The 23,271-nt window shown below is 52.0% G+C and carries 18 protein-coding genes and 4 tRNA genes; 6 read left to right on the top strand and 16 right to left on the bottom strand.

What is annotated here, in order from left to right; genetic code table 11:
• Positions 1–3 precede the first annotated feature (3 nt).
• Entirely contained in the window at positions 4–1,623 is a 1,620-nt protein-coding gene (locus ACFFJP_RS18375; protein WP_377247727.1) for a response regulator, read from the bottom strand.
• A gap of 172 nt (positions 1,624–1,795) precedes the next feature.
• Here ACFFJP_RS18375 and ACFFJP_RS18370 point away from each other — a divergent pair, with 172 nt between their 5' ends.
• Positions 1,796–2,494 (top strand): hypothetical protein, encoded by a 699-nt coding sequence (locus ACFFJP_RS18370; protein WP_377247724.1) that lies wholly within the window; start codon positions 1,796–1,798, stop codon positions 2,492–2,494.
• Between the two features lie 260 nt (positions 2,495–2,754).
• Here ACFFJP_RS18370 and ACFFJP_RS18365 read toward each other — a convergent pair.
• From ACFFJP_RS18365 to ACFFJP_RS18350, 4 genes are all read right to left on the bottom strand, one after another.
• A tRNA-Val gene (locus ACFFJP_RS18365) sits at positions 2,755–2,830 on the bottom strand.
• A 20-nt stretch (positions 2,831–2,850) separates the two neighbouring features.
• Positions 2,851–2,926, bottom strand: a tRNA-Val gene (locus ACFFJP_RS18360).
• Positions 2,927–2,948: 22 nt separating this feature from the next.
• A tRNA-Val gene (locus ACFFJP_RS18355) sits at positions 2,949–3,024 on the bottom strand.
• 24 nt (positions 3,025–3,048) lie between these two features.
• A tRNA-Val gene (locus tag ACFFJP_RS18350) sits at positions 3,049–3,124 on the bottom strand.
• A gap of 252 nt (positions 3,125–3,376) precedes the next feature.
• Here ACFFJP_RS18350 and gltX point away from each other — a divergent pair.
• From gltX to ACFFJP_RS18335, 3 genes are all read left to right on the top strand, one after another.
• A complete protein-coding gene (gene gltX, locus ACFFJP_RS18345) occupies positions 3,377–4,789 on the top strand; it encodes a glutamate--tRNA ligase (protein ID WP_377247721.1) in 1,413 nt (470 codons plus the stop codon).
• Between the two features lie 106 nt (positions 4,790–4,895).
• Complete coding sequence (locus tag ACFFJP_RS18340) at positions 4,896–5,807, top strand: DUF481 domain-containing protein (RefSeq protein WP_377247718.1); 912 nt, start codon at positions 4,896–4,898, stop codon at positions 5,805–5,807.
• Positions 5,807–6,346, top strand: coding sequence for a hypothetical protein (locus ACFFJP_RS18335; protein ID WP_377247715.1), 540 nt, complete (start codon positions 5,807–5,809; stop codon positions 6,344–6,346). Before ACFFJP_RS18340 ends, ACFFJP_RS18335 begins: the two co-directional genes overlap by 1 nt.
• 184 nt (positions 6,347–6,530) lie before the next feature.
• Here ACFFJP_RS18335 and serA read toward each other — a convergent pair whose 3' ends face one another.
• The 6 genes from serA to ppnP form a co-directional block, all read right to left on the bottom strand.
• Positions 6,531–7,757 (bottom strand): phosphoglycerate dehydrogenase, encoded by a 1,227-nt coding sequence (gene serA, locus ACFFJP_RS18330; RefSeq protein ID WP_377247712.1) that lies wholly within the window; start codon positions 7,755–7,757, stop codon positions 6,531–6,533.
• A gap of 74 nt (positions 7,758–7,831) precedes the next feature.
• Entirely contained in the window at positions 7,832–8,488 is a 657-nt protein-coding gene (rpiA, locus tag ACFFJP_RS18325) for a ribose-5-phosphate isomerase RpiA (protein ID WP_377248467.1), read from the bottom strand.
• 269 nt (positions 8,489–8,757) lie between these two features.
• Positions 8,758–9,837 carry a calcium/sodium antiporter gene (locus ACFFJP_RS18320; protein ID WP_377247709.1) on the bottom strand — a complete coding sequence of 360 codons (1,080 nt, stop codon included), beginning with the start codon at positions 9,835–9,837 and terminating at the stop codon, positions 8,758–8,760.
• A 196-nt stretch (positions 9,838–10,033) separates the two neighbouring features.
• Positions 10,034–11,392 carry a hypothetical protein gene (locus ACFFJP_RS18315; protein ID WP_377247706.1) on the bottom strand — a complete coding sequence of 453 codons (1,359 nt, stop codon included), beginning with the start codon at positions 11,390–11,392 and terminating at the stop codon, positions 10,034–10,036.
• A gap of 127 nt (positions 11,393–11,519) precedes the next feature.
• Positions 11,520–13,334: an ABCB family ABC transporter ATP-binding protein/permease gene (locus tag ACFFJP_RS18310; protein WP_377247703.1), complete on the bottom strand. Its 1,815-nt coding sequence runs from the start codon at positions 13,332–13,334 to the stop codon at positions 11,520–11,522.
• A 152-nt stretch (positions 13,335–13,486) separates the two neighbouring features.
• Positions 13,487–13,771, bottom strand: a complete 285-nt coding sequence (ppnP, locus tag ACFFJP_RS18305; protein ID WP_377247700.1) for a pyrimidine/purine nucleoside phosphorylase — start codon at positions 13,769–13,771, stop codon at positions 13,487–13,489.
• A 250-nt stretch (positions 13,772–14,021) separates the two neighbouring features.
• Here ppnP and ACFFJP_RS18300 point away from each other — a divergent pair, with 250 nt between their 5' ends.
• Positions 14,022–15,368, top strand: a complete 1,347-nt coding sequence (locus ACFFJP_RS18300) for a diguanylate cyclase domain-containing protein (protein ID WP_377247697.1) — start codon at positions 14,022–14,024, stop codon at positions 15,366–15,368.
• A gap of 56 nt (positions 15,369–15,424) precedes the next feature.
• Here ACFFJP_RS18300 and ACFFJP_RS18295 read toward each other — a convergent pair whose 3' ends face one another.
• Together ACFFJP_RS18295 and ACFFJP_RS18290 are read right to left on the bottom strand one after the other, a co-directional pair.
• A complete protein-coding gene (locus tag ACFFJP_RS18295; RefSeq protein WP_377247694.1) occupies positions 15,425–17,689 on the bottom strand; it encodes an Orn/Lys/Arg family decarboxylase in 2,265 nt (754 codons plus the stop codon).
• A gap of 294 nt (positions 17,690–17,983) precedes the next feature.
• A complete protein-coding gene (locus ACFFJP_RS18290) occupies positions 17,984–18,421 on the bottom strand; it encodes a DUF3052 family protein (RefSeq protein ID WP_377247691.1) in 438 nt (145 codons plus the stop codon).
• An 83-nt stretch (positions 18,422–18,504) separates the two neighbouring features.
• Between ACFFJP_RS18290 and ACFFJP_RS18285 the strand changes: the two genes are divergently transcribed.
• Positions 18,505–19,602 (top strand): type 1 glutamine amidotransferase domain-containing protein, encoded by a 1,098-nt coding sequence (locus ACFFJP_RS18285; protein ID WP_377247688.1) that lies wholly within the window; start codon positions 18,505–18,507, stop codon positions 19,600–19,602.
• 11 nt (positions 19,603–19,613) lie between these two features.
• Here ACFFJP_RS18285 and ACFFJP_RS18280 read toward each other — a convergent pair whose 3' ends face one another.
• The 3 genes from ACFFJP_RS18280 to ACFFJP_RS18270 all read right to left on the bottom strand — a co-directional run bounded on the left by ACFFJP_RS18280 (position 19,614) and on the right by ACFFJP_RS18270 (position 23,168).
• Complete coding sequence (locus ACFFJP_RS18280) at positions 19,614–20,357, bottom strand: DUF3307 domain-containing protein (RefSeq protein WP_377247685.1); 744 nt, start codon at positions 20,355–20,357, stop codon at positions 19,614–19,616.
• Positions 20,350–20,985, bottom strand: a complete 636-nt coding sequence (locus ACFFJP_RS18275; protein WP_377247682.1) for a hypothetical protein — start codon at positions 20,983–20,985, stop codon at positions 20,350–20,352. The genes ACFFJP_RS18280 and ACFFJP_RS18275 overlap by 8 nt, the downstream gene beginning before the upstream one ends.
• A 281-nt stretch (positions 20,986–21,266) precedes the next feature.
• On the bottom strand, positions 21,267–23,168 hold the full coding sequence (locus ACFFJP_RS18270) for an alpha-amylase family protein (RefSeq protein WP_377247679.1): 1,902 nt from the start codon (positions 23,166–23,168) through the stop codon (positions 21,267–21,269).
• Between the last annotated feature and the right edge of the window lie 103 nt (positions 23,169–23,271).

Genomic DNA, 23,271 nt, shown 5'->3' with positions numbered 1-23,271 from the left:
GATTTAGCTGGCAAGTTGTTTTTGTTTCAGCTGTTCAAAACGGCGTTGTTGTTCCGGATTCAGTTTACCTTGATCGATGGCGCGTAAACAGGCTTGCTGCAGCCGGCTGCGTTTGACCGGATCTATCGCGCCGGTTGGCGCCGTCAGCATGCTTTGTAATAAGTTCAGTGCGATGCCGGCGTTACGTGGTAACAAACGAAAGGCATGTTCAAAGGCGCCTAATGCAGCCTGCCAGTTGCCATGTTGATAATGCATAACGGCGATGTTGTTCAGTTCGCGTGGTGCTGTTGTCAGTTCGGCGCGTTCCTGCTGCTCTTGTTGCAGGTAGGTTTGCAGATACGGATCTGTCGGCTGTTGCTGGCAGAATTCGCCAATTTTTTCAAACCAGCGTTTGGAGGCCTGGGTCAGACCGACTTCATGCAAGGCTTTGGCTCTGTCCAATGCATCTTCCAGCGCGGTGATCTGTAGCGGCACTTCGTCCATCGTTTCCAGAATTTTCAGCGCTTTATCTTTCTGTGCACGCAGGTAATGCAACCGCGCCTGTAACACGGTTTGCTGCTCGTGGGTATCTGACTGCGGAAAGGCATTGCGTAGCTGATTCAGCGCCTCGGTGGCCTGTTTGCTCAGTTTATTGGTTTCACCGTCTTCATCCATCGATACCGCATAATCAATGCAGGCCCGCGCCAGGTTCAGGTACAGATCCGGTTGTTCATACATGGAATGGCGAGCGAACTTCAGTAGATCACGGGCCGATTTATATTGACGCTCGTAGTCATGATTTAAGCGAGACAGCTGCTGTAATTTTTGCTGGCGGAACAGGTTGCGGGGCGCCAGATCCACCGCTTGCTCCAGATGTTGTTGCGCCTGGTCGAAACTCTTGTTGCGAAACTCCAGCTCGGACTGATATTCCAACGCGACCAACTTAGTATCACTTCTTGTCGACATCCGTTCCAGCATCATGCCGACGGCATCAAAATCCTCACAAGCAAACAATGCGCGGACTAAACCGATTTGAGCCCAGCTAAACGGCTGTACCGCCTGCACCGACTGATAAAATTTCACTGCATCGGCAGCACGGCCAGATTGCAGCAACAAATCACCTTTAAGTTTCAACAAGGTCGGTATCAGTTTCGGTGAGGGTGCATTAGCCAACAACTGGTCAAGCTCTTGCAGCGCTTTTTCCGGTCGGTTCGCATCGAGATATTGGTGGAGCGGGCGGAGTTCCTGTTTGCGTTTTAATACCCGTTCAATGCGTTGCTGCAAGTCGCCGATCGTGTAGGGTTTGGCCAGAAATTCATCAGGTTGCAGTTCAATCACTGAATGTACCAGCGACGGATCGGTTTCTGCACTGATAAAAATAAAACCGGTATTGTGACTTTGCAGCTGGCGGGTTTTCAGTTCTTCGTACAATTGAAAACCATCTTTGCCTTGCTGCAAATTAAATGACAGGATGATCAAATCGAATTGCTGTTGCTGACACAACTGTAAAGCCCAGCTGGCGCGGTCAGTCAGTTGAACGCTGCTATAGCCGAGTTTTTCCAGCGCAAATTTCAGATAATTCTGCGCTAAGGCCTGCTCATCGATCACCAGAATCCGAATATCCCGGCTGAATGCCTGTTCCATCAATGCCCGTCAGTCAGTTACTGCAATGTGCCTACTATAGCAGGCGCTGAAATCGCAACAATACAAATCACAGCTTTGGGCTGAGCTTTTACAGAGTGTTTACAGAAGGTTACAGCTGGTGCCTACGGTATTCTTTAGGCTGGACGCCATTGCAAATCAATGGAGAACCCTGATGTACCTGAGCCGTTTAATCCCGTTAACTGTCTGTTCATTGCTGGCGCTGACCGGTTGTGACAATGAATTTAAACTCGGTGCTGATGCGGACGTTGTCAGTTACAGCTTCCAGCACGGCGCACAAAACTGGACTGCAGGCTTTGCCGATTATCCAAGCAATGATGCCGCGACTTATGAACTCGCCAGTGGTCTGCGAAACCTGCCAACCGGTTTTCAGGGCAGCGGTTTTATGCTCAGTGGCCATAACCGCAGCGACGATTTGTTTATGTTTCTAAAACGGAAAATCAGCGGTTTATCACCTTCCAGCAAATACAAAGCACAGTTAAAAGTCACATTCCTCAGCAATGCCGGGGTAGGTTGTATGGGGATTGGCGGAGCACCTGGTGAATCTGTCTGGCTGAAATTTGGTTATGCCGACAAAGAACCCAAACAAGATGGCTTCACGCTAAATGTCCCCAAAGGCGATCAATCACAGGATGGAGCCCAAGCCAAAGTGCAGGGAGATGTTGCAGTGGCAGATGCTAAATGTGATGGCTCGGTTTACAAAGCCAAGACGCTGAAAAACAGCGAAAAAACGCTAGATATCACCACGAATGCCGACGGTTCGGTCTGGTTGTTTGTTGGCACAGATTCGGGATTTGAAGGCAAAACAACGTTGTATTACCAGAATATCGAAGTGCGTTTTACCCCGAAATAAGTTTCAGATGTGGTGCTTTTGCCTGGTAGTCAGTCCCGCTGCCGGGCTTTTTTATGGGAGTTAGAGAGCAAGGTGATGAGGAGCGGGTGATGCGCAGCATCGCAAAGAAAGATTCAGATAATTATGTAGTTATTTAAACGAAGATTTGGTGGATGCTACTGGGATCGAACCAGTGATCCTCGTGTGGTGATGAGGAGCGGGTGATGCGCAGCATCGCAAAGAAAGATTCAGATAATTGTGTAGTTATTTAAACGAAGATTTGGTGGATGCTACTGGGATCGAACCAGTGACCCTCGCCTTGTAAGGGCGATGCTCTCCCAGCTGAGCTAAGCATCCCGGGAATACTACAGAAGAATTGGTGGATGCTACTGGGATCGAACCAGTGACCCTCGCCTTGTAAGGGCGATGCTCTCCCAGCTGAGCTAAGCATCCTGGGGTAATACTGTCATGGATATGGTGGATGCTACTGGGATCGAACCAGTGACCCTCGCCTTGTAAGGGCGATGCTCTCCCAGCTGAGCTAAGCATCCCGGGAATATCACATGACAACGTTATGGTGGATGCTACTGGGATCGAACCAGTGACCCTCGCCTTGTAAGGGCGATGCTCTCCCAGCTGAGCTAAGCATCCGTCCTAACGGTCGGCGGTCATTATAGGGGCCGGGCTTTTTGTGTCAATAATATTTTGTGATATTACAGCCGGATGCTGCAAAAGTAGCCGTTTTGCCGGCGATTGCGCAGCATTTGCTCAAAGCCTGTGATGAGAACCGCCAAGCCGCGGGTCACAGCGTCCAGCAGATAGGCCGCGGTCAGAATGGCAGACAAAACACTGTCAATATTGCTACAATAGCGCCCATTTTTCGACAGACCTTCTGGAAGCCTTATGTCTACTGTGACCCGTTTCGCCCCAAGTCCTACCGGTTACCTGCATGTCGGCGGTGCCCGTACTGCGTTATACAGCTGGTTATACGCCAAAAAAACTGGCGGTAAGTTTATTCTGCGGATTGAAGATACTGATCTGGAACGTTCCACTCAGGCCTCTGTAGATGCCATTATGGATGGGATGAACTGGCTGGAACTGGACTGGGATGAAGGCCCGTTTTATCAGACTAAACGCTTTGATCTGTATAAAGAAGTAGTGGCCCAGCTGCTGGCGGAAGGCAAAGCCTATAAATGCTTCTGCACACCGGAAGAAGTCGACGCGATGCGTGAAGCGCAAATGGCCGCCGGCGAAAAACCAAAATATAACGGCATGTGGCGGGAGCGCACTGACCATCCGGCCGACAAGCCATTTTGTATCCGTTTCAAAAATCCGCTGGATGGCGTAGTCGTAATCGACGACATGATCAAAGGCCGGATTGAAGTTGCTAATGCGGAACTGGACGATCTGGTGATCGCACGCAGTGACGGCACGCCAACTTATAACCTGACTGTCGTTGTTGATGACTGGAAAATGGGCGTGACTCATGTCATTCGCGGTGACGACCATGTCAATAACACCCCGCGTCAAATGAATATTCTGGCAGCTTTGGGTGCGACCTTACCGAAGTATGCCCATGTGCCAATGATCCTCGGTGACGACGGTAAACGTCTGTCGAAGCGCCATGGCGCTGTCGGCGTGATGCAATACCGCGATAACGGTTTCCTGCCGGAAGCGCTGCTGAATTATCTGGTTCGTCTTGGTTGGTCACATGGCGACCAGGAGATCTTCAGCCGTGACGAGTTGGTGGAACTGTTTGATTTATCAGCCTGTAACCGCGCACCTTCTGCTTTTAACACTGAAAAGCTGCTGTGGTTGAACCAACACTATATCCGCACATCGCCGGTGGCCCATGTGGCGAAACACCTGCAGTGGCATGTCGAAGATCAGAAGCTTGAGATCAGCAATGGCCCAAGCCTGGAACAACTGATTGCAGTGCAGGGCGAGCGGGTTAAAACATTAAAAGAAATGATTGAAGTCAGCCGTTATTTCTATGAAGACTTCAGTGCTTTTGAAGAAAACGCAGCGAAAAAACATCTGCGTCCGGTCGCTGCTGAGCCATTAAAAGCTGTGCAGGCACACCTGGCTGCGTTGACTGAATGGACTGCAGAAGCGGTGCATGCAGCTATCAATGGCGCTGCTGAAAGCTTAGGCTTAGGCATGGGCAAAGTCGGCATGCCACTGCGCGTTGCTGTAACTGGTGGCGGCAATTCGCCATCACTGGATGTTACTTTAGCGCTGATTGGTAAAGACCGTTGTCTGGCGCGCATTGATCTGGCGCTGGCTTTTATCGCTGAGCGTGGAGAAGCGGCGTAAGGGTCTGTTTGCCGGCTAAAACCAGTTCGATTAAAGCCAGTCAGTGACTGGCTTTCCTATTTTTTCTGACAGCATAGGCTGTCACAGTTTTTAAAAAGAGTGTGTTGTGAAGCAGTTTTTATCCCTTGTTGTTTTGACTGGTAGTCTTTATTTTTCACCGGCGCAAGCCATCGGTAGTGACGCAGATGATGAGAGCAGTGTGCAGGCCATCCCGCTCGGGCAATCCGCGTTGCCACAGGAAAAGCTGCGCTCCGGCCAGACCTATCAGCAACTGAAGGAAAACGCATTCTCTACTGAGTCTGCCTTTGGCGGTGACAAGGTCCAGACCATAGATCCAGACAAAGTCTGGGGTGGTGATATTGAACTGGGCTTAGTGCTCAGCAGCGGTAACACCCAATCGACAGCGATCCGCACCAACGCTGAGTTGATGCACGAACTGACTGATTTCCGGAATAAATACCTGATCCAGACGCTGATCCAACGCAATAGTCAGTTTGACGAAGCCACCGGTGACAAAACCCGTTACACCACCGCACAGCGGGTTAACCTGGTCGCGCAGAGTAACTATAAGTTTTACCAGAGTGAACATAGTATCTTCGGCCGGGCATCTTATTTAAACGACCGCTTTGGTGCTTTTGAAGAGCAGGGCTCGCTGGCGGCCGGTTATGCAATGCGGGCTTACCAAAAAGGGGATGATTATCTTGATTTGGAAACGGGGCCAGGTATCGCTTATCAACAGACCAGCGATAAAAACACCAGCAGCGGTATGATTTGGTGGGTTGCGGCCAACCTCGACTACCACTTAACCGAAAGCAACAGTTTTCGTCAGGCGCTGGAATGGTCGGTATCGCTCGATGGCAAAAACTCCAGCTGGCAAAGTCGTTCCAGCCTGACTTCACAGGTCAATGGCCGGCTGTCGATGCGGTTGAATTTCACCGTTAAATACGATTCAAACCCTGGGCAATTCCGCCAGAAGACTGATACTGAAACCTCTGCAACGCTGGTGTATTCATTCTGATGCGCGCGCTGCTGCTGGGTTTTAGTCTGATGATGAGCGCTGCCTGTAGCGCAGCAGCGGATGCTTATCATTGGGTACTGCCAGATAGTTATTTGCCACAGCCAACCGATTCTGTGCTGAGCATCAACTTTAAAAATCCGCAGCAGGTGCTGCTGAATCTGACTTTTCACGTCGACGATGAATGGCGTGACGTGCCTGCCGAAACGATGCGTGCTGAGTTTATCGATGGCTTACTGGCGGTACCTGGTGTGAAATCCGGTCGGCGTTTTGTGCTGAAGTTACCGGCGCAAACGCTGGGAAAACACCAAATTCCGGCGCGGGATTTCTACTGCCAGGACTGGCAGGGGCCAGGTCTTAAAAAAGGCAGTAAGCAGATTGGCCGGATTTGTGTGCTGGCGCAGCAAGCTCTTCGAGTCGTCGTCAGTCTGAACAGCCCAGCGGCACAAGCCAAGGCTGCGGCGGAGGACTATCAGCTGGCATTATCGAGTTTAAGTTTGGATTGGGATGCGCTGGTCACTTTGCGTGATAGCCAGCCTTAGCCGAGAACAGATCCTTAAACGATTATTTGCGGTGGGTGTCGCTGCGCTCGACCCACCCTAGAATCTTGGATTGAGTTGGCAGGTTGAAATAGCTGATTGTCGCTTTGCCCGAGCCCCCCACACCTGCCGGAGCAAAGTGTAGGGGGCAATGAGCGTGCGAATTGCACCGATAAAAATCGATGTATCAGTGCAATACCCGGGCTTTTAACGTGCCCGGAATGGCTTTCAGTTCGTTTAAAGCCTGTTCCTGGTCATCACTGTCGATATCAATGACCACATAACCGATTTCGGCGTTGGTTTGCAGATACTGACCTGAGATGTTGATGCCGTGACGGGCAAAAGCTTCGTTGATTTTGGTCAGCATGCCCGGCTGGTTTTTGTGGATGTGCAGCAGGCGCGAGCGGCCTTTGTGCTCCGGCAGCGACACTTCCGGGAAATTGACCGCAGACAAGGTTGAACCATTGTCCGAGTATTTCACCAGTTTCCCGGCCACTTCATAACCGATGTTTTCCTGCGCTTCCTGGGTAGAACCACCGATATGTGGTGTCAGGATCACGTTGTCAAAAGCACGCAGTGGCGAGACAAATTCTTCGTCGTTGCCGGTTGGTTCCACCGGAAACACATCAATTGCTGCGCCCGCCAATTTTTTGCTGGCAAGTGCTGCCGCTAACGCATCGATATCAACCACAGTACCACGTGAGGCATTGATCAGGATCGATCCGGCTTTCATCAGGTCCAGTTCCGCTTCGCCAATCATATTTTTGGTTTGTGGCGTTTCCGGTACATGCAAAGTCACGATGTCTGATGTTTTCAGCAGGGTTGAGAAGTCGACCTGAGTGGCATTGCCCAACACCAGCTTGTCTTCGATATCGTAAAATTGCACGCGCATGCCGATGTTTTCCGCCATGATCGACAACTGAGTACCGATATGGCCGTAACCGATGATCCCGAGCGTTTTACCACGGGCTTCAAAGGATTGATTGGCGGTTTTCTGCCACTCGCCACGATGGGCAGCAGCGTTACGCTGTGGAATGCCGCGCAGTAACATGATGATTTCGCCCAGCACCAGTTCTGCTACCGAACGGGTATTGGAAAATGGCGCGTTAAATACCGGAATGGCGCGGCGTAATGCTGCGTCTAAATCAACCTGATTGGTACCGATACAGAAACAACCAATAGCCGCCAGTTTCTGCGCTTCAGCCAGCACTTTATCGGTCAGCTGAGTGCGTGAGCGAATGCCGATAAAATGCACGTCGCGGATTTTTTCAATCAATTCCGCTTCGTCCAGCGAGGTCTTTAAATATTCAATATTGCTGTAACCCTGATTTTTAAAGGTTTGCACAGCACTTTGGTGTAAGCCTTCCAGCAACAGGATTTTGATCTTGTCTTTGGGTAACGAGTACTTTTCCATCTTCATTTCTCTTAATGTTGCAAAATTCTGGCTAGGGCTTTGGTTGTTATATTTATTTTTTTATTAGTTTTTGATTATTTGATCACGCGGGTGCCATCAGGGCCACCAACCAGCACGACATCTGCAGCGCGCGCAGCGAACAGGCCGTTGCAGACCACACCGGTGATTTGATTGATCTGTTGCTCCAGCGTCAACGCATCTGTGATGTGTAAATCGTGCACATCCAAAATGATATTGCCGTTGTCAGTCACCACGGCTTCGCGCCAGACTGGACGACCACCGAGTTTTTGTAGCTCGCGCGCGACATAATTGCGCGCCATCGGGATCACTTCAACCGGTAATGGGAATTTACCCAGCACCGCCACTTCTTTGCTGGCATCGACAATACAGACAAACTGCTCTGCGACAGCAGCCACAATTTTTTCCCGGGTCAATGCAGCACCGCCGCCTTTGATCATATGGCGGGCCGGATTGATTTCATCAGCGCCATCGACATACACGCTGAAGCTGTCGATGTCATTGAGGTCAAATACCGCAATGCCAAGCGCCTGCATTTTTTCAGTGCTGGCAATAGAGCTCGATACTGCGCCTTTGATCTGTTCTTTGATGCTGGCTAAAGCGTCGATAAAGTGATTGACCGTGGAGCCGGTACCGACACCGACAATGCTGTGGCGCGGGACAAATTCCAGTGCGGCCCAGGCGGCGCGTTTTTTCATTTCATCTTGAGTGATTGTCGATTGAGTGCTTGGGGTAGACATCGGACTGCTCTTTCACGTTTAGCCATACAGACGGATATTATATCGAAAGCAGGGGCGGGCAAAAGGGCAATTTTAGTTCCTGCTGATAAATTCGCTGAATACTGGGTATGGCGGTGGTTTTGTTGGTGCTATCTGCAAAGTTTCGGTCAGGCGGTTGCCGTGGCTGAACTATCGACAAAACGTTGCCAATAAAAACGCCGCAACTATTTGCGGCGTTTTGGTTTAAGCGTTGGCTAGGGAGATTAGCTGGCGACCTGTTTACGGCGCTGGCGGAAATCGTTGAGTAGCGACAGTACCACATAGACACCGATCACCGGAATTAAGCCGTAGACGATGTAATTCTGCAGTTGTGGCAGGTAATCCATTTTCAGCGTCAGTGCAACCAGATACCAGGTGTAAGCGACGTATGCGGTCAGGAATAATGCGCCTTCAATGCGGTTCAGGATAGCACCGGCGAAGAAGAACGGTACGCACAACAGCGCGACGGCCAGCATCACCGGAATATCCAGTTGTGACATTTGTTCACCGGCGACCAGTGGAATTGGTGACACCAATCCGGACAGACCCAATACACACAGTACGTTAAAGATATTACTACCCACCACGTTGCCGACTGCGATATCGCGTTCACCGCGAATGGTCGCCACAATTGAAGTGACTACTTCTGGTAAAGAGGTGCCGGCTGCAACAATTGTCAGGCCGATAACCGCTTCATTGACGCCCCAGGCGGTAGCCAATGCGATGGCACTTTCGACTAGCCAGCGTGCACCTAATACCAGTAACGCCAGACCACCGATCACAAACAACAGATTTTGCCACATCGGTTGTGGCTCTTTCAGCATGGCTTCAACTTCCTCGTCGCCGCCTTCAGCACCCTGTGCTTTGCCTTGTTTAAACAGGAAGAAGGTATATGAAAGCAGACCGGCAAATAACACGGCGCATTCAATTTTATCCAGTTGCAGGTCGCGGACCATCCACATCACCAGAAATGACACGCCAACCATGATCGGAACGTCTTGACGGATCAGCTGTTTGGAAATCACCAGCGGCATAATCAGCGCGGCAACACCGAGGATAAATAACACGTTGAAGATATTACTACCGACGACGTTCGCAATGGCCAGTTCTGCCTGACCGGCATATGCGGCTTTCACGCTCACCGCTAGTTCTGGCGCGCTGGTGCCAAAAGCAACGACGGTTAAACCAATCACCAGACTGGGGACACCAAAAGCGCCTGCCAGTCGCGCAGCGCCTTTAACCAGCAGGTCTGCTCCCGCCACTAATAAGATCAGGCCAATGCCTAGAAATAACCACGTCATCATGTTGTATCTACCTGTTTGAAATGTTTAGAAACAAATGCGGCAAGACTACGGGGATGTGCGCTGAAACTCAATCAAGATTAACCTGAGTGCGCCACAGTTTTGTTCGAAGTTTGCCTAAACACAGCATAGCCGGTTCCACAGAACAAAAACGGCACCCTAAGGTGCCGTTTAACATGCTAACAGACAAGTGGCGGCATTACTTCGCCAGTGTCAGTTTAAAGCCGCTTAAACTGTTCTGCTCTTTTTCCGCCAACAACAGATAGTTGCTGCCACTAACCAGCTTGGTCAGCTCGGTTTGCGCAAGCAGGATCTTATTGTTGTTATTGTCTTTGTGAACCACGTACATCGTATATTCGCCAGCTGGCAGGGTCACGCTGGTTTGTGAGGCATAGTTCAGCGTGGTGACGTAGTAGGCGGTATTTTCCATAGTGTAGCCCGGTTTGACGAAATACAGGCTGACCTGATCGTAATCCGGGATGGTATTCACAGCGTTGAACACAAAGTCATAGACCTGCGGCGTTTTTGAATCGGTCACAGTAATAGCTGCTGCTTTGTCATTCGCGTCCTGATAAAACACCACAGATTTGACGGCGCCCTGACTTAACGTCATCAGGCCGTTGCGCATAACCAGTGCACCTTTATCATCGGTCAGACTGACGCGATAATCGCCTGCAACCACTTCGGTATACGCACTTAATGTATCGATGGGCAGTTTAGCAATGGCTGGTGTTGCAGTCAGATCGCCCAGAAACACACTGCCGGTGCCTGTGTTGTTCATCGAGTTATAGATGCGGAATTGGGCGTTGCTGGTGATATCTTCCAGCGTCGTCACTGAAGTTGTATTGCCAATCAGGTCCAGCGCCAGTTTATTGCCAGCTGATGGTCCGGTTGCGCTGCGCAGCACCAACAGATATTCGGTTTCATAACTGAGCGTCACTGCGTCTGATTTAAACAGCACTGTTTTGTCGCCGCCTTTGGTGACATAAAAAATGTAGCTGCCGGTGTCATAGGTCTGGAACTGAGTCAGGCCTTTGTAGCTGGCGCTGTTGACCAGCTTGGCATCGGAAAACGCTTGATCGTCTTCAGAAATATATAAATCGTAGCTGTTGCTGTTATTGACCAGATCCAGCATGGCTACTTTGAATTGGTCATCCAATTCGTCATCCCGGCTGAATTTAAAGGTCAGTAATTCCGGGCTGTTGAAATCACCGAGCATCGCTAAAAAAGTTTTTTCGCCATCTGCGAGTGTCACTTTGTCAGTACGCACTGTGGCCGTTTCGCCACTGGCGGGTGTCCAGTTTAATTCCAGATCATAACTGCCACCTTCCATTGTCACCAGACTAGTGGCATCGGCAAATGTGGCAGAACCGATGGCGATTTCATCGTCATCTGCTTCTATCAATTGTAAAGTGGTGTTGGCGCTGTTGGCAGAGCCGTTATAAAACTGGATGTAAGAATCAGGGTAGGTATCAGAACCACTGCTGTCTGAACTGCCGCCACATGCGGTCAGAGTGAGGCTGCTGATGGCCAGCGCCAGAATACGTAATGTCGACATAACTGCTCTCTATTGACAGGAAAACCTGGGTTTAAACGCGCCAATAGGAGCAGATTTTTATACTTAAGTTTCTGATTTTACCGAGCTTTACTGCGCTTAATCTAAGTTAACATAAAGCGCCGGTAGCTTAATCTAGCGTGACATCTTCTTCATGTTGCTGCAGCGCCCATAGGGCGGCATACCGACCTTGTTGCGCCAGTAATTCAGCATGGCTGCCGCTTTCCACCAGCTGGCCTTGTTCCAGCACCAAAATGCGGTCGCAATCCACCACAGTCGATAAACGGTGCGCAATGACCAGAGCGGTATGTTCACGCGAGGCGGCGCGGATCGCTGCCATCACGGCCTGCTCACTGTGACTATCGAGGGCTGAGGTGGCTTCATCAAAAATCAGCAAAGGGCTACGTTTAAGCAAAGCCCGGGCAATAGCGATCCGCTGTTTTTCCCCGCCCGAGACTTTGAGACCGCGTTCGCCGACCAGTGTGGCATCACCCTGCGGCAGCTGACTGATAAAATCGCGCAGATGGGCGGCGTCAATCACTGCATCGATGTCGGCGTCCGTGGCATCAGGCCGGCCATAGGCGATATTGGCGCGGATACTCTGGTTAAATAACACGGTATCCTGCGGCACTATGGCGATGTTGCGGCGCAGACTGTCGAGCGTGACAGTGCGAATATCCACGCCATCTAACAGGATTTGCCCGCTCTGCAAATCGTAAAAACGGTATAACAGCCGCGCCAGTGTGCTTTTGCCGGCACCGGAGCTACCAACAATGGCGACTCGCTGCCCGGGCTCAATCGTGAAACTCAGACCGTTTAGGATTGGCCGCTCTGCCTGATAGGCAAACGCGACATCACGGAATTCGACCCGGGCTTGTTGCAGTTGCAGGGGGGGCGCGTCAGGTTCATCGGCAATGACAGGCGCCCGTTTCAGTAATCCCAGCATGTTTTCCAGATCTGTTAAGGCGCGGCGGATCTCGCGGTAAACAAAGCCCAGGAAGTTCAGTGGCATAAACAGCTGCAACATATAAGCATTGACCATCGCCAGATCACCGAGCGTCAACTGTTTGCCGGCAACGCCCTGTGCGGCTAATAGCATCATCAGTGTCATCGCCAGCGCAATGATGAGGGCCTGGCCAGAGTTTAGAAAAAACAACGACATACGGTTTTGTAACCGGGCTTTTTCCCATCCTGCCAACGACTGGTCATAGCGGCTGGCTTCATATTGCTCGTTATTAAAGTATTTCACCGTTTCGTAGTTAAGCAGGCTATCCACAGCCTGAGTATTGGTGCTGGAATCGGCCTGATTGGCGGCACGGATAAACTGACTCCGCCATTCGGTTACCCGTACCGTGAACAGGATATAGACCGCTACTGCGACGGCGGTGATCACGGCATACCAAACGGAAAACAGGTTCCAGAAAATCAGCGCAACCAGCACGATTTCGAGCACCGTCGGCACAATGTTAAACATCAAAAAGCGCATCAAAAACGACAGGCCATTAGTGCCGCGTTCAATATCGCGGCTGATACCGCCAGTCTGGCGGTCCAGATGAAAGCCCAGTTCCAGTCGGTGTAAATGGATAAAGACTTTGAGGCCCAATGCCCGCATCGCATGTTCAGTCACCCGGCCAAACAATGCATCGCGCACTTCACCAAATAGTACGGAACCAAAGCGCAATAAGCCGTAACCGAGGATCAACCACAGTGGCAGCAGCGCCAGTGAATTCAGGCTGGGGTCCAGCGCATCAATAATCAGTTTCAGGCCATAAGGCAGCGCCAGTGTCGCGGCCTTCGCAGCGATCAGCGCCAGGATGGCCCCGATGACATGCCAGGGAAAAGCTGCGAAGTAAGGGCGCATGTAGCGGATTGTTTCACTGAGGCTGGCGGCTTCTTGCCGGCGACTGGGTTCAGGTTGTTTGGCTGTAGAGCGCATACCGCGCATGCGAAGTCCTTAAGACGGAAAGTAAGAGTCAGCGTAGTATTGTGCACGCAACAGCAGCAAAGCAGAAGGGGCCGATTTGCCAGGGATATCGGACAGCTGAAAAACAAAATCCCGGCAACACCGGGATTTTAAGCGCTGGCAGCTGCGTGCTATCAGTCAGCGTAAGTGCAAAGATAAGCGGTGTCCGTGGCTACCTGCAGCTGGAATTTTTGTCCGGCCGCCACTGCGAATGATTGACCACGGCTAAAGGTTTGCCACTGGCTTTCACCCGGCAGCAGCACCGTCAGCGCGCCGCTGACAATGGTCAGCACTTCATGCTGACTGGTGCCAAATTCATATTCGCCAGGCGCCATCACGCCGACAGTGGCAGGTAATTCTTCGCCGGCAAAAGCGATTGATGTCACTTTGCCATCAAAATATTGATTTACTTTAAACATGAAGTCCTCTGAATTTTATTACAACTGTGAGCAGTAAACCTGAAAAGTGTCCTGCTGAAAAGGGAAATATAGATGTTTGGATGGCTGAAATGTTTTGGTATTGCTTTCAGCGCGACAGATACCTGATCAGCGCCGTTGTAGTGACTCTCAGCAGAAATACAGCTGTGCTACTATCAGTAGAATCAAGGGCCAGGCTGCCGGAGCAGGCTGACGAATCCCCACATGCAGACTGAACGGAATTCAATTGGATATGCAAGACCCACTGCCAACCGACTTACCTGTAGCACCTTCGTACCAGGCGCTCGGCAGTTATATTGATTTGTTATTGGATCTGATTTGTGTTGTCGATGCGAGCGGGCGTTTTGTTTATGTCAGTGCCAGCGTCAGCCGGATCCTCGGCTACAGCAACGCAGAGTTGCTGGGTCAACCGATGCTGGATTATGTCTGGCCGGCCGACCGTGAACGTACGCTGGCGCAGGCGGCAAAAGTAATGTCGGGCGAGGCCGGCATGCATTTCGAAAACCGTTATCGCCACAAAGATGGTCATGCAGTTCATTTGTCCTGGTCAGCCCGCTGGTCCGAAACTGAACAAGTTCGGGTTGCCGTGGCACGGGATATCAGCGATATCCGTCAGGCTCAGGCGCGTCAACGCGCTGTCTATGCGATTGCCGAAGCGGCACAGCTCAGCGCAGATCTGTCCGATCTCTATCAGCATGTTGCGGTTATCGTCACAGCACTGTTACCGGTGCGGCATTTTTTCATCGCCTTGCCAGAAGCAGATGGCAGTCGCTGGCACCTGTGTTATCAACAAAATTGGCCACAAGACGGGCAGCAAAACACGGCGGAATTACCGGATCTCGATGCGTTATGTCTCACTGTTGGACAAAAGTCCTCGCCGAGTCAACTGGCAGAAGGTATTGGTTATGGCTGGTTAGGCTTGCCGCTGAAAGACGGTAACGATCTGCTCGGGGTATTGTTGTTACATCCGGGGGAGGACGTGCATTACAGTGCTGCCGATCTGGAATTACTCAGTTATGTCACAGTGCAAATCGCGGCCGCGATTTCACGCAAGACGATGCTGCTGCGCCTGCTGCAACTGGCACTGTATGACAGTCTGACCGGGCTTGCCAACCGGACTTTGTTGCTCGATCGGTTACAGGCCGCATTGCAACGCGCCAGCCGGGATGAGCAGCCTCTTGCACTGTTATATTTGGATTTAGACGGTTTTAAACAGGTCAATGACAACTTTGGTCATCCGGTCGGTGATCTGCTGTTGCAACAAACTGCGCAGCGTATTGTGCACGCGGTTCGGCAAACTGATACGGTCGCCCGGTTTGGCGGTGACGAATTTGTCATCTTGCTGGAGCACCTGCATCAGCAGGATACGGCGGCAAAAGTAGCAGAAAAAATCCGTTTGGCGCTGACGCCCCCATTTTTGCTGGCCGGTCAGCAATTGCAGATTGCGCCCAGTATTGGTGTTGCCCTCTTTCCACAGCATGGATCAGACAGCCGACAGCTACTGCTGCGTGCCGATGGTGCCATGTATAGCGCGAAGCGTCTTGGCGGTGATCGGGTGGTGCTCGCGGAACAGAGCTGACATCGAAAAAAAACGCCGGCTGTTGCCGGCGTTTTTTTTCAGGAAAGGTCTATCACTCAGACTTTCACGCAGTCGACGTAATACACCAGTTTGCCATCTTGTTGCATGGTGCTGAGGCCATGGATGTAGGTCTCAAACCCCGGGAACTTGTGGTTGAACTCGCGGGCGAACTTCAGATAGCTGACGATGGTCTCGTTAAAGACTTCGCCTGGTACCAGCAGTGGAATGCCTGGTGGATATGGCGTTAACATCACGGCAGTAATTCGGCCAGTCAGTTCATCCAGCGGCACCCGTTCAATACGTTTGTGCGCCATGCGGGCAAAAGCATCGGCCGGTTTCATTGCCGGTACCATCTCAGACAGATACATTTCAGTGGTCAGTTTGGCGATGTTATTGGCTTTATAGATCTCGTGGATTTGGTCACACAGGTCTTTTAAGCCGATCCGCTCATACTGCGGGAACTTGGCGATAAACTCCGGCAATACACGCCAAAGTGGCGCATTTTTGTCGTAATCATCTTTGAACTGCTGCAGCGCGGTGACCATGGTATTCCAGCGGCCTTTGGTAATGCCGATGGTGAACATGATAAAGAACGAGTACAAACCGGTTTTTTCAATCACAACACCGTGTTCAGCCAGGTACTTGGCCACAATCGCAGCCGGAATACCACTGTCAGAGAAGTTACCGTCGACGTTTAAGCCCGGCGTTAGGATAGTGGCTTTAATTGGGTCAAGCAGGTTAAAGCCTTCGGCGATATCGCCAAAGCCATGCCAGTTTTCGTCGGCATGCAGCATCCAGGAGGCGCGTTCATCGAGGCCTTCGTCGGTTAAATCGTCCGGGCCCCAGACACGGAACCACCAGTCGTCGCCGTATTCCTGGTCGACTTTGCGCATCGCACGACGGAATTCCAGCGCTTCGTCTAACGATTCTTCCACCAGCGCCGTACCGCCTGGCGCTTCCATCATGGCGGCGGCCACGTCACAGGAGGCAATAATGGCGTATTGCGGGCTGGTTGATGTGTGCATCAGGTACGCTTCGTTAAACAGATGGGTATCGAGCTTATTCTGATTAGCGTCCTGCACCAGGATTTGCGAGGCTTGTGAAATACCTGCCAGCAATTTGTGAGTGGACTGCGTAGCGAATACCATCGAGGTATCACAACGTGGACGGCCTTCACCGATGGCGTGGTAGTCGCCATAGAAGTCGTGGAATGCGGCGTGCGGTAACCAGGCTTCGTCGAAGTGTAACGTTTCGATTTCGCCGTCGAGCAGCGTTTTAATTTCTTCGACGTTATACAAAATACCGTCATAGGTACTTTGCGTGATGGTCAGCACGCGCGGTTTGACGTCTGGGTCTTTCGCCAGGATTTCGCGGATAAACGGGTTGGCTTCCATCTTGCGGCGAATGGTCGCAGGTTCAAATTCGCTGCGCGGAATCGGGCCGATGATGCCGTAGTGGTTACGCGTCGGCATCAGGAACACCGGTACTGCGCCGGTCATCATGATCGCGTGCAGAATCGACTTATGACAATTGCGGTCAACGACAACGATATCACCCGGTGCCACAGTGCTGTTCCAGACGATTTTGTTGGACGTGGAAGTGCCGTTGGTGACAAAAAACAGATGGTCGCAGTTAAAAATCCGCGCTGCGTTGCGCTCGGATGCAGCCACCGGACCGGTGTGGTCCAACAGTTGGCCAAGCTCATCTACCGCATTACAGACGTCTGCGCGCAGCATGTTTTCACCAAAGAACTGGTGGAACATCCGGCCGACCGGCGATTTTAAAAATGCCACGCCGCCGGAGTGACCCGGGCAGTGCCAGGAGTAAGAGCCGTCTTGCGCATAATGGGTCAGGGCGCGGAAAAACGGTGGCGCCAGGCCATCGAGATAACTTTTTGCTTCGCGGATGATGTGGCGCGCCACGAATTCCGGCGTGTCTTCATGCATGTGAATAAAGCCATGCAGTTCGCGCAGAATGTCGTTTGGAATATGGCGGGCGGTGCGGGTTTCGCCGTACAGGTAAATCGGGATATCCGGGTTGCGGTGGCGGATCTGTTCGACAAAGCTGCGCAGTTGCGCCAGCACGGATTGGGCTTCTTCGGCACTGCCGCCGCCGAATTCTTCATCGTCGATCGACAGAATAAAACCGGCAGCGCGGCTTTGCTGCTGGGCGAATGAAGTTAAATCGCCATAGCTGGTGTAACCAACCACATCCATGCCGGCCGTTTCGATGGCACTGGCCAGTTCGCGAATACCAGATCCGCTGGTATTTTCAGAGCGGAAATCTTCATCGATGATCACAATAGGAAAATAAAAACGCATGGGCGGTTCCTCTACAGGGACTCCAACAATAGGAGCGGCACCTGACTGCACAGATATGCAGTTTTGGCTGGCAAAATGGGTTTGAAATTTGCTTCGGCTGATCCGACTTGGGTCCGACATTAAGCCGGGTTGGAAAACCTGCACAAGATACCTGAAATCTGGTTTTTTTCCAGTGAAAATCTGATGAATGCGGCAAAATCGCCAAATTGGTTGCTGTACGACTCAGTCGAATGTATCCAGATTTTAGTGACGGATAGATATGCGCAATTCGTGCTTGTACATGCAAAGTCAGTGTCAGCGCAGTTCGCGCCGTAACATCAGTTTTAATCCGGACCAGGTCGCGTCGACGGCGCAGACCTTGATGTCAACCAACCCCAGTGGCAAGGCGATGTTGCGGATATCATTTTCTCGGATATCGGTGTGCTGTTTGGCCGCTTGTTTTGGCCAGCTGACCCAAATTACCGCGTTTGGTTTCAGGCTGGTGCGCAGCTGAAGCAGCAGACTGCTTAGCTGCGTTCGCTCTGTGACAAAAAGTTGTACCAATTCGGTACTGCCGTCCGCTACGTTTTGACAATGCAGGGTGGGGTCCTGATACAAGGCCATCTGCTGTGCGGCAAGTGCGGCGCAGTAATCGGCAGGCGGCTGTAAAAACAGCAACTGCATGCCGGGTTTAATGCCGAGCTTTTTCAGCAGCGGTGTCGCCGAATAGCCGTTGGCTTGGTTGAGGTCCATTGCTGAGCGCTCCTGGCGGGAATTTGACTAATTTTTCACATTCGAACTGTCACTGTAGCGCCACTTGATGCTGGAGGTGCACGATGTGGAAGAAAATACTCAGCGCAATGGCGTTGCTGTTGTTGGCAGGGACCGGGGCCGGTGTTTGGCTGTTTACTCTGTTTGACAGTGAAACGGACAACACTCTGCTACAGCGAACGACAGTCGCGCAGGTGCCATATTTACAGCAGCAGCCCGCAGCCACGCGCGGCAAAGTGCTGGCGGTGGTCAGCAGTACGGCTTTTTATCCGGCCGCTGTGGTCGAAGGCAAGGTGAAAAAGACTGGTTATGAACTGACCGAGTTGGCGCGGTTTTATTGGGTGCTACGCGCCAACGGTTTTGCCGTTGATATTGCCAGTCCGCAAGGGGGGGACGCGCCGCGCGTGCTGGATGGCGATGACATGGGCGAATATGACTATGCCTTTTTAAATGATGCCGAAGCGATGGGCAAAGCGCGCGCGACACTGCGGCTGACTGATGTCGACCCGGCACAGTATCAGGCGGTTTATTTCGTCGGTGGCAAAGGTGCGATGTACGACTTCCCGGACAATCCCGATATCGCCCGGCTGCTGCAGGCCATGCTGGATGCTGACAAACTGGTGCTGGCTGTCTGTCACGGTCCGGCAGCGCTGCTGCAGACGCAGCGTACGACCGGACCATCCTGGCTGGCCGGCAAAAAACTGACGTCCTTTACTAATGCAGAAGAATTATTGCTGATGCCCGAAGCGGAACAGCGGTTTGGCTTCCTATTACAAAGTGCATTGCAGCAACAAGGCGCGGCATTCAGCGCAGGGCACCGATATCTGCCAAATCTGGTGGTGGATGGTCGCTTGATCACCGGCCAGAATCCCTGGTCAGTCTGGGCGCTGGCCGAAGCAACCGTGACTGCGCTTGGCGTCGCACCGGTGCCACGGCCGGTCAGTGCCGAAGAACAAACGATGCAACTGCTGCACACTCTGGCACATCAAGGCGAACAGGCGGCAACGGCACAGATCCCGACATTGCTGCAACAAGGCGGACTGCAACGTGATTTGTTACTGATGATGGCGCTGGTGTCTGCGCTGGCGGGGGACTGGACTGAAGCCTGGCAGCGTCTGCAATTGACCGTCACGTTAAAACAGCAGCAAGAACTGAACAACTGAGGTGTTTGGGGTCAACCTGTTAACCATTGTCTGGCAGCCAGGCCGATGCCCAGACTGATGCTGACGCTGAGTAAAGTGCCGAGCAACACATACTCTGTCAGCTTCATGTCCTGCGCCCGCGACAGATCGCCAAAGCGGAATACCGATTTGGCGGCCAGCATAAAGCCGATGGCGCCAAATTGATCGAGCAGTACAAAAGTCAGGATCAGGCCGCGTTCCAGCATCCCGATATAGTGGCCACCAGAGAGCAAGCCCTGCATTGGCATATTGAGCAGTTCGGGCCGCCAACTGCGCAGCAATTGTCCGATCAGCACTGACGTTGGGGTCAGCACCAGCAGATAAGCCATCAGCAAGACTGCCGTGTGTTCCGGCATCGTTGGTGGCCACCAAAACCAGTTTGCGGTATAGGCAGACCAGAGCAACAGCAGTACAACCAGATGTGCCAGTTGATCGAGTAAAAATGCCATCAGGCCATTGCTGCTGTAGGACTTGGCGACATCAATCAGATAATGGCTAAGGCCGATCGTCAACGCCAGTGCGACCGCCATCAGGCTGTCGTGGCTCCAGCCATAGCTCCACTGCCAGACCAAGATAACCGCGAGGCTCAGCCCCATATGCACCGAGACATGCAACTGCAATTTGGGCGATTTAAAGTGCCATTGCAGCCGGTCTTTCACCCAGCTCAGTGGTTGCAGATAAAAATCGCCCAGCACATGCGCCAGTACTAGCAACAATAACAAATCCAGTTCACTCATCGCGTGGCACTCCAGCGGATGGCTGATAACGCTTGCTGAAATAATCAACAACCTGACAAATTAAACCGTATTGCGCCTGATTGAGCAAATGGGTGATGTTCACTCTGGATGTTTTGAAAAAAAGTGCCAGTTGCTGGTGTTGCGGGCGTTGCTGTTGCAGATACGCCAACAACACGGCAGCTTGCCGTGCGGTCAGTTGTTGCAGCTGTACCGACACCAGCTGCAACAGCAGCTGTTCGGCAGTACTGAACGGCTGTTGCGGATCCAGCCACTCCCAGCGGGTCTGCTGCAAATCGTCGAGCAATTGGCCGGATAAAGTAAATGCCTGACCGGTAGACTGATTTAAATCAGCCCGCAGTTGTTCAGCTGGCGCCACCGCAATAGCGATACGGGCATCGGATTGCAGACTGATCAGGGTAAGTCTGGTTTGCAAAGCGGCGTTAAACGCCTGTTCTGGCAGCGTCGCAAGCTGAAAACCATCACCGCGGTATACAACAGGCGTGGCGATACCAGCAGGACAAAACTTCGCCAGGCACTGCTGCAGTGCCTGCATCAGTAGCGGGTAACGGTCGGCATCGACTGTTGAAGACCGTACCAGGTCGCCGGTCAGGATCGCATATAAGTTCATCTTTTATTCCGGGAGCAGCCAATCAGGGTGTTAACACCGCAGGCGGTGTACCAATCTGAGCATAGCAATTTTACGAAAGTAATCAAATTCAATTACATTTATTAGTGTAATTAAATTTGATTACTTGGTGGTATGAAATTGCCGGTGTTCACCGGCAATGCTGGTCGTTTGCTGTGAGGAGTCAGGCGCTTCCGTCCGGTCGAAATCAGAATGGCCGCATGCGGCCATTCTGTGTTTCGCTGCTGTCGCTTTTTGAAACTAATCGCTGCTCTGGTTGCGTTTTAAGGCAGTAGCAACACCAGCGCACTGTTGGCTTTCACGGTCAGCGGAACTACCGCAACACCAGAGTCCACCTGCAGCGAATGCGCATGACCACTGAACAGCTCAGTGAGCGGGACGGTGCCACGAGTCAATTGCCATTGTTGTACTAAATCTGCTGGTAGTTGCAGTTTGAAGCGGGACGCTGAGTCGGCGAAATTAGCCACCACAATTAGCCGCTGCTGCGAGTCGCTGCGGGCAAAAACCAGCATTTGTTCACTATAACCAGGCGTTTGTAAATGTTGCTGATGTAGCGGGAATAACTGGCCGCGTAGGGCAGGCGCTGTGGCGCTGAAGTGCAGCAGCTTCACGTAAAACTCACGCAGATCGCGTTGTGCCGGCGTCAGATTAGCACCGTCAAAACGGCCCCCATTGAGCCAGCCCTGGTGTGCCGGTACGCCGGCATAGTCAAAAATAGTGGTGCGGCTCGGCTGGCCAAAGCCACTGGCTAAAGCGCCGGCTTCGCCAACTTCCTGGCCAAAATATAACATGGTCGGTGCGGTTCCAATCAACGCAGAAACGACCATGGCCGGTTTGCCTTTTTCCGCGTTGCCGGCAAATTCCGGGCTGGCAATGCGTTGCTCATCATGGTTCTCCAGAAATTTCAGCATGTTGCCGTCGATATCGGCCACTTCGAGTTGCCTGTTTAGCACCTCAGATGCGGTGCCTTTACCTTGCATCAGCAGCTTCAGACTGTCGTAAAAACCAACTTTGTCGTACAGATAATCCATTTTGCCTAACTGGATATAATCCCGGTACAACTGTGGCTGATACACCTCGGCCAGTAACAAGGCATCAGGTCTTTGTTGTTTGATCTGACTGTTTAAATAGCTCCAGAATTCGACCGGTACCATTTCGGCCATGTCATAGCGGAAGCCGTCGACCCCCAGCGCCAGCCAAAACTGCGTGATATCACGGAATTTTAACCAGGAATCCGGCACCGATTTGCCTTGCCAGAATGCAACGTGTTCGCTGCTGCTGCGGCCGGCAAAATCAGCCGGCAGACGGTCAAAATCGTAACTGCCGTCCGGTTTAACGCCATAGTTAATTTTGACCGTTTCATACCAGTCATTAAAATCCGGTTGTGCGGCACGCGCGCCATTGCCGGTCCATTTCGCTGGATTCTCGTCAAATTTGCCGTCTGCCAATGGATGCGCTTCACCACCGAGTGGCTTAAAGCCGGCCGGTAGTGTCGGCAGCACAAAAGGCTGACCTGGCACGTAGTAGAAGTTATTGTTTTTGGCGTATTCAACGGAGGTATCGTCGTCGGCACCAAAATCACGCACTCCGGCAGGTTTACCTAAAGACTGATAATGCCTCGCCACGTGGTTCGGCACTATATCGATCACGACTTTGATGCCATGTTGGTGCGCCCGGCTGAGCAAAGCAGTGAACTCCTCCATGCGCCGGGCCGGATCTACCGCTAAGTCAGGATTGACGCTGTAGTAGTCTTTCACTGCATAGGGTGAGCCGGCGCGGCCTTTGACCACATCGGGATCATCGGCACTAATGCCATAAGCACTGTAATCGGCGATCAGGGCATGATGCGGCACGCCGGTCAGCCACAAGTGCGATACACCCATTTGTTTTAACGCCAGCAGCGCTGCGTCGTTGATGTCATTGAATTTGCCGACGCCATTTTGCGCGGCGCTGCCCCAGGGGATATTGCTTGGATTACTGTTGCCAAACAGCCGGGTAAATGCCTGATAAACAACTACTTTACCGACAGGATCTGCGATAGCAGATGTCGGTTTCACCACAGATGCCGGCATAGCAGCCGGCACCGATGCAGAAGGGGCGGGGTTACAGGCACTGAGCAGCATGGCAGTACCACACAAAGTAGCTAACAAATTGAATTTCATCATATTTTTTCATTTTGTCTTTAAATTCGATTAGGGCATGCTATCACGTGGGGCGGTGGCATCGCACCGTTGTGCATACGTTTGCATGAGCCGACCGCACTATTTG

Source organism: Rheinheimera tilapiae (assembly GCF_042432165.1).
Lineage (GTDB): Bacteria > Pseudomonadota > Gammaproteobacteria > Enterobacterales > Alteromonadaceae > Pararheinheimera > Pararheinheimera tilapiae.
This window is presented reverse-complemented; position numbering and strand designations above follow the sequence as displayed.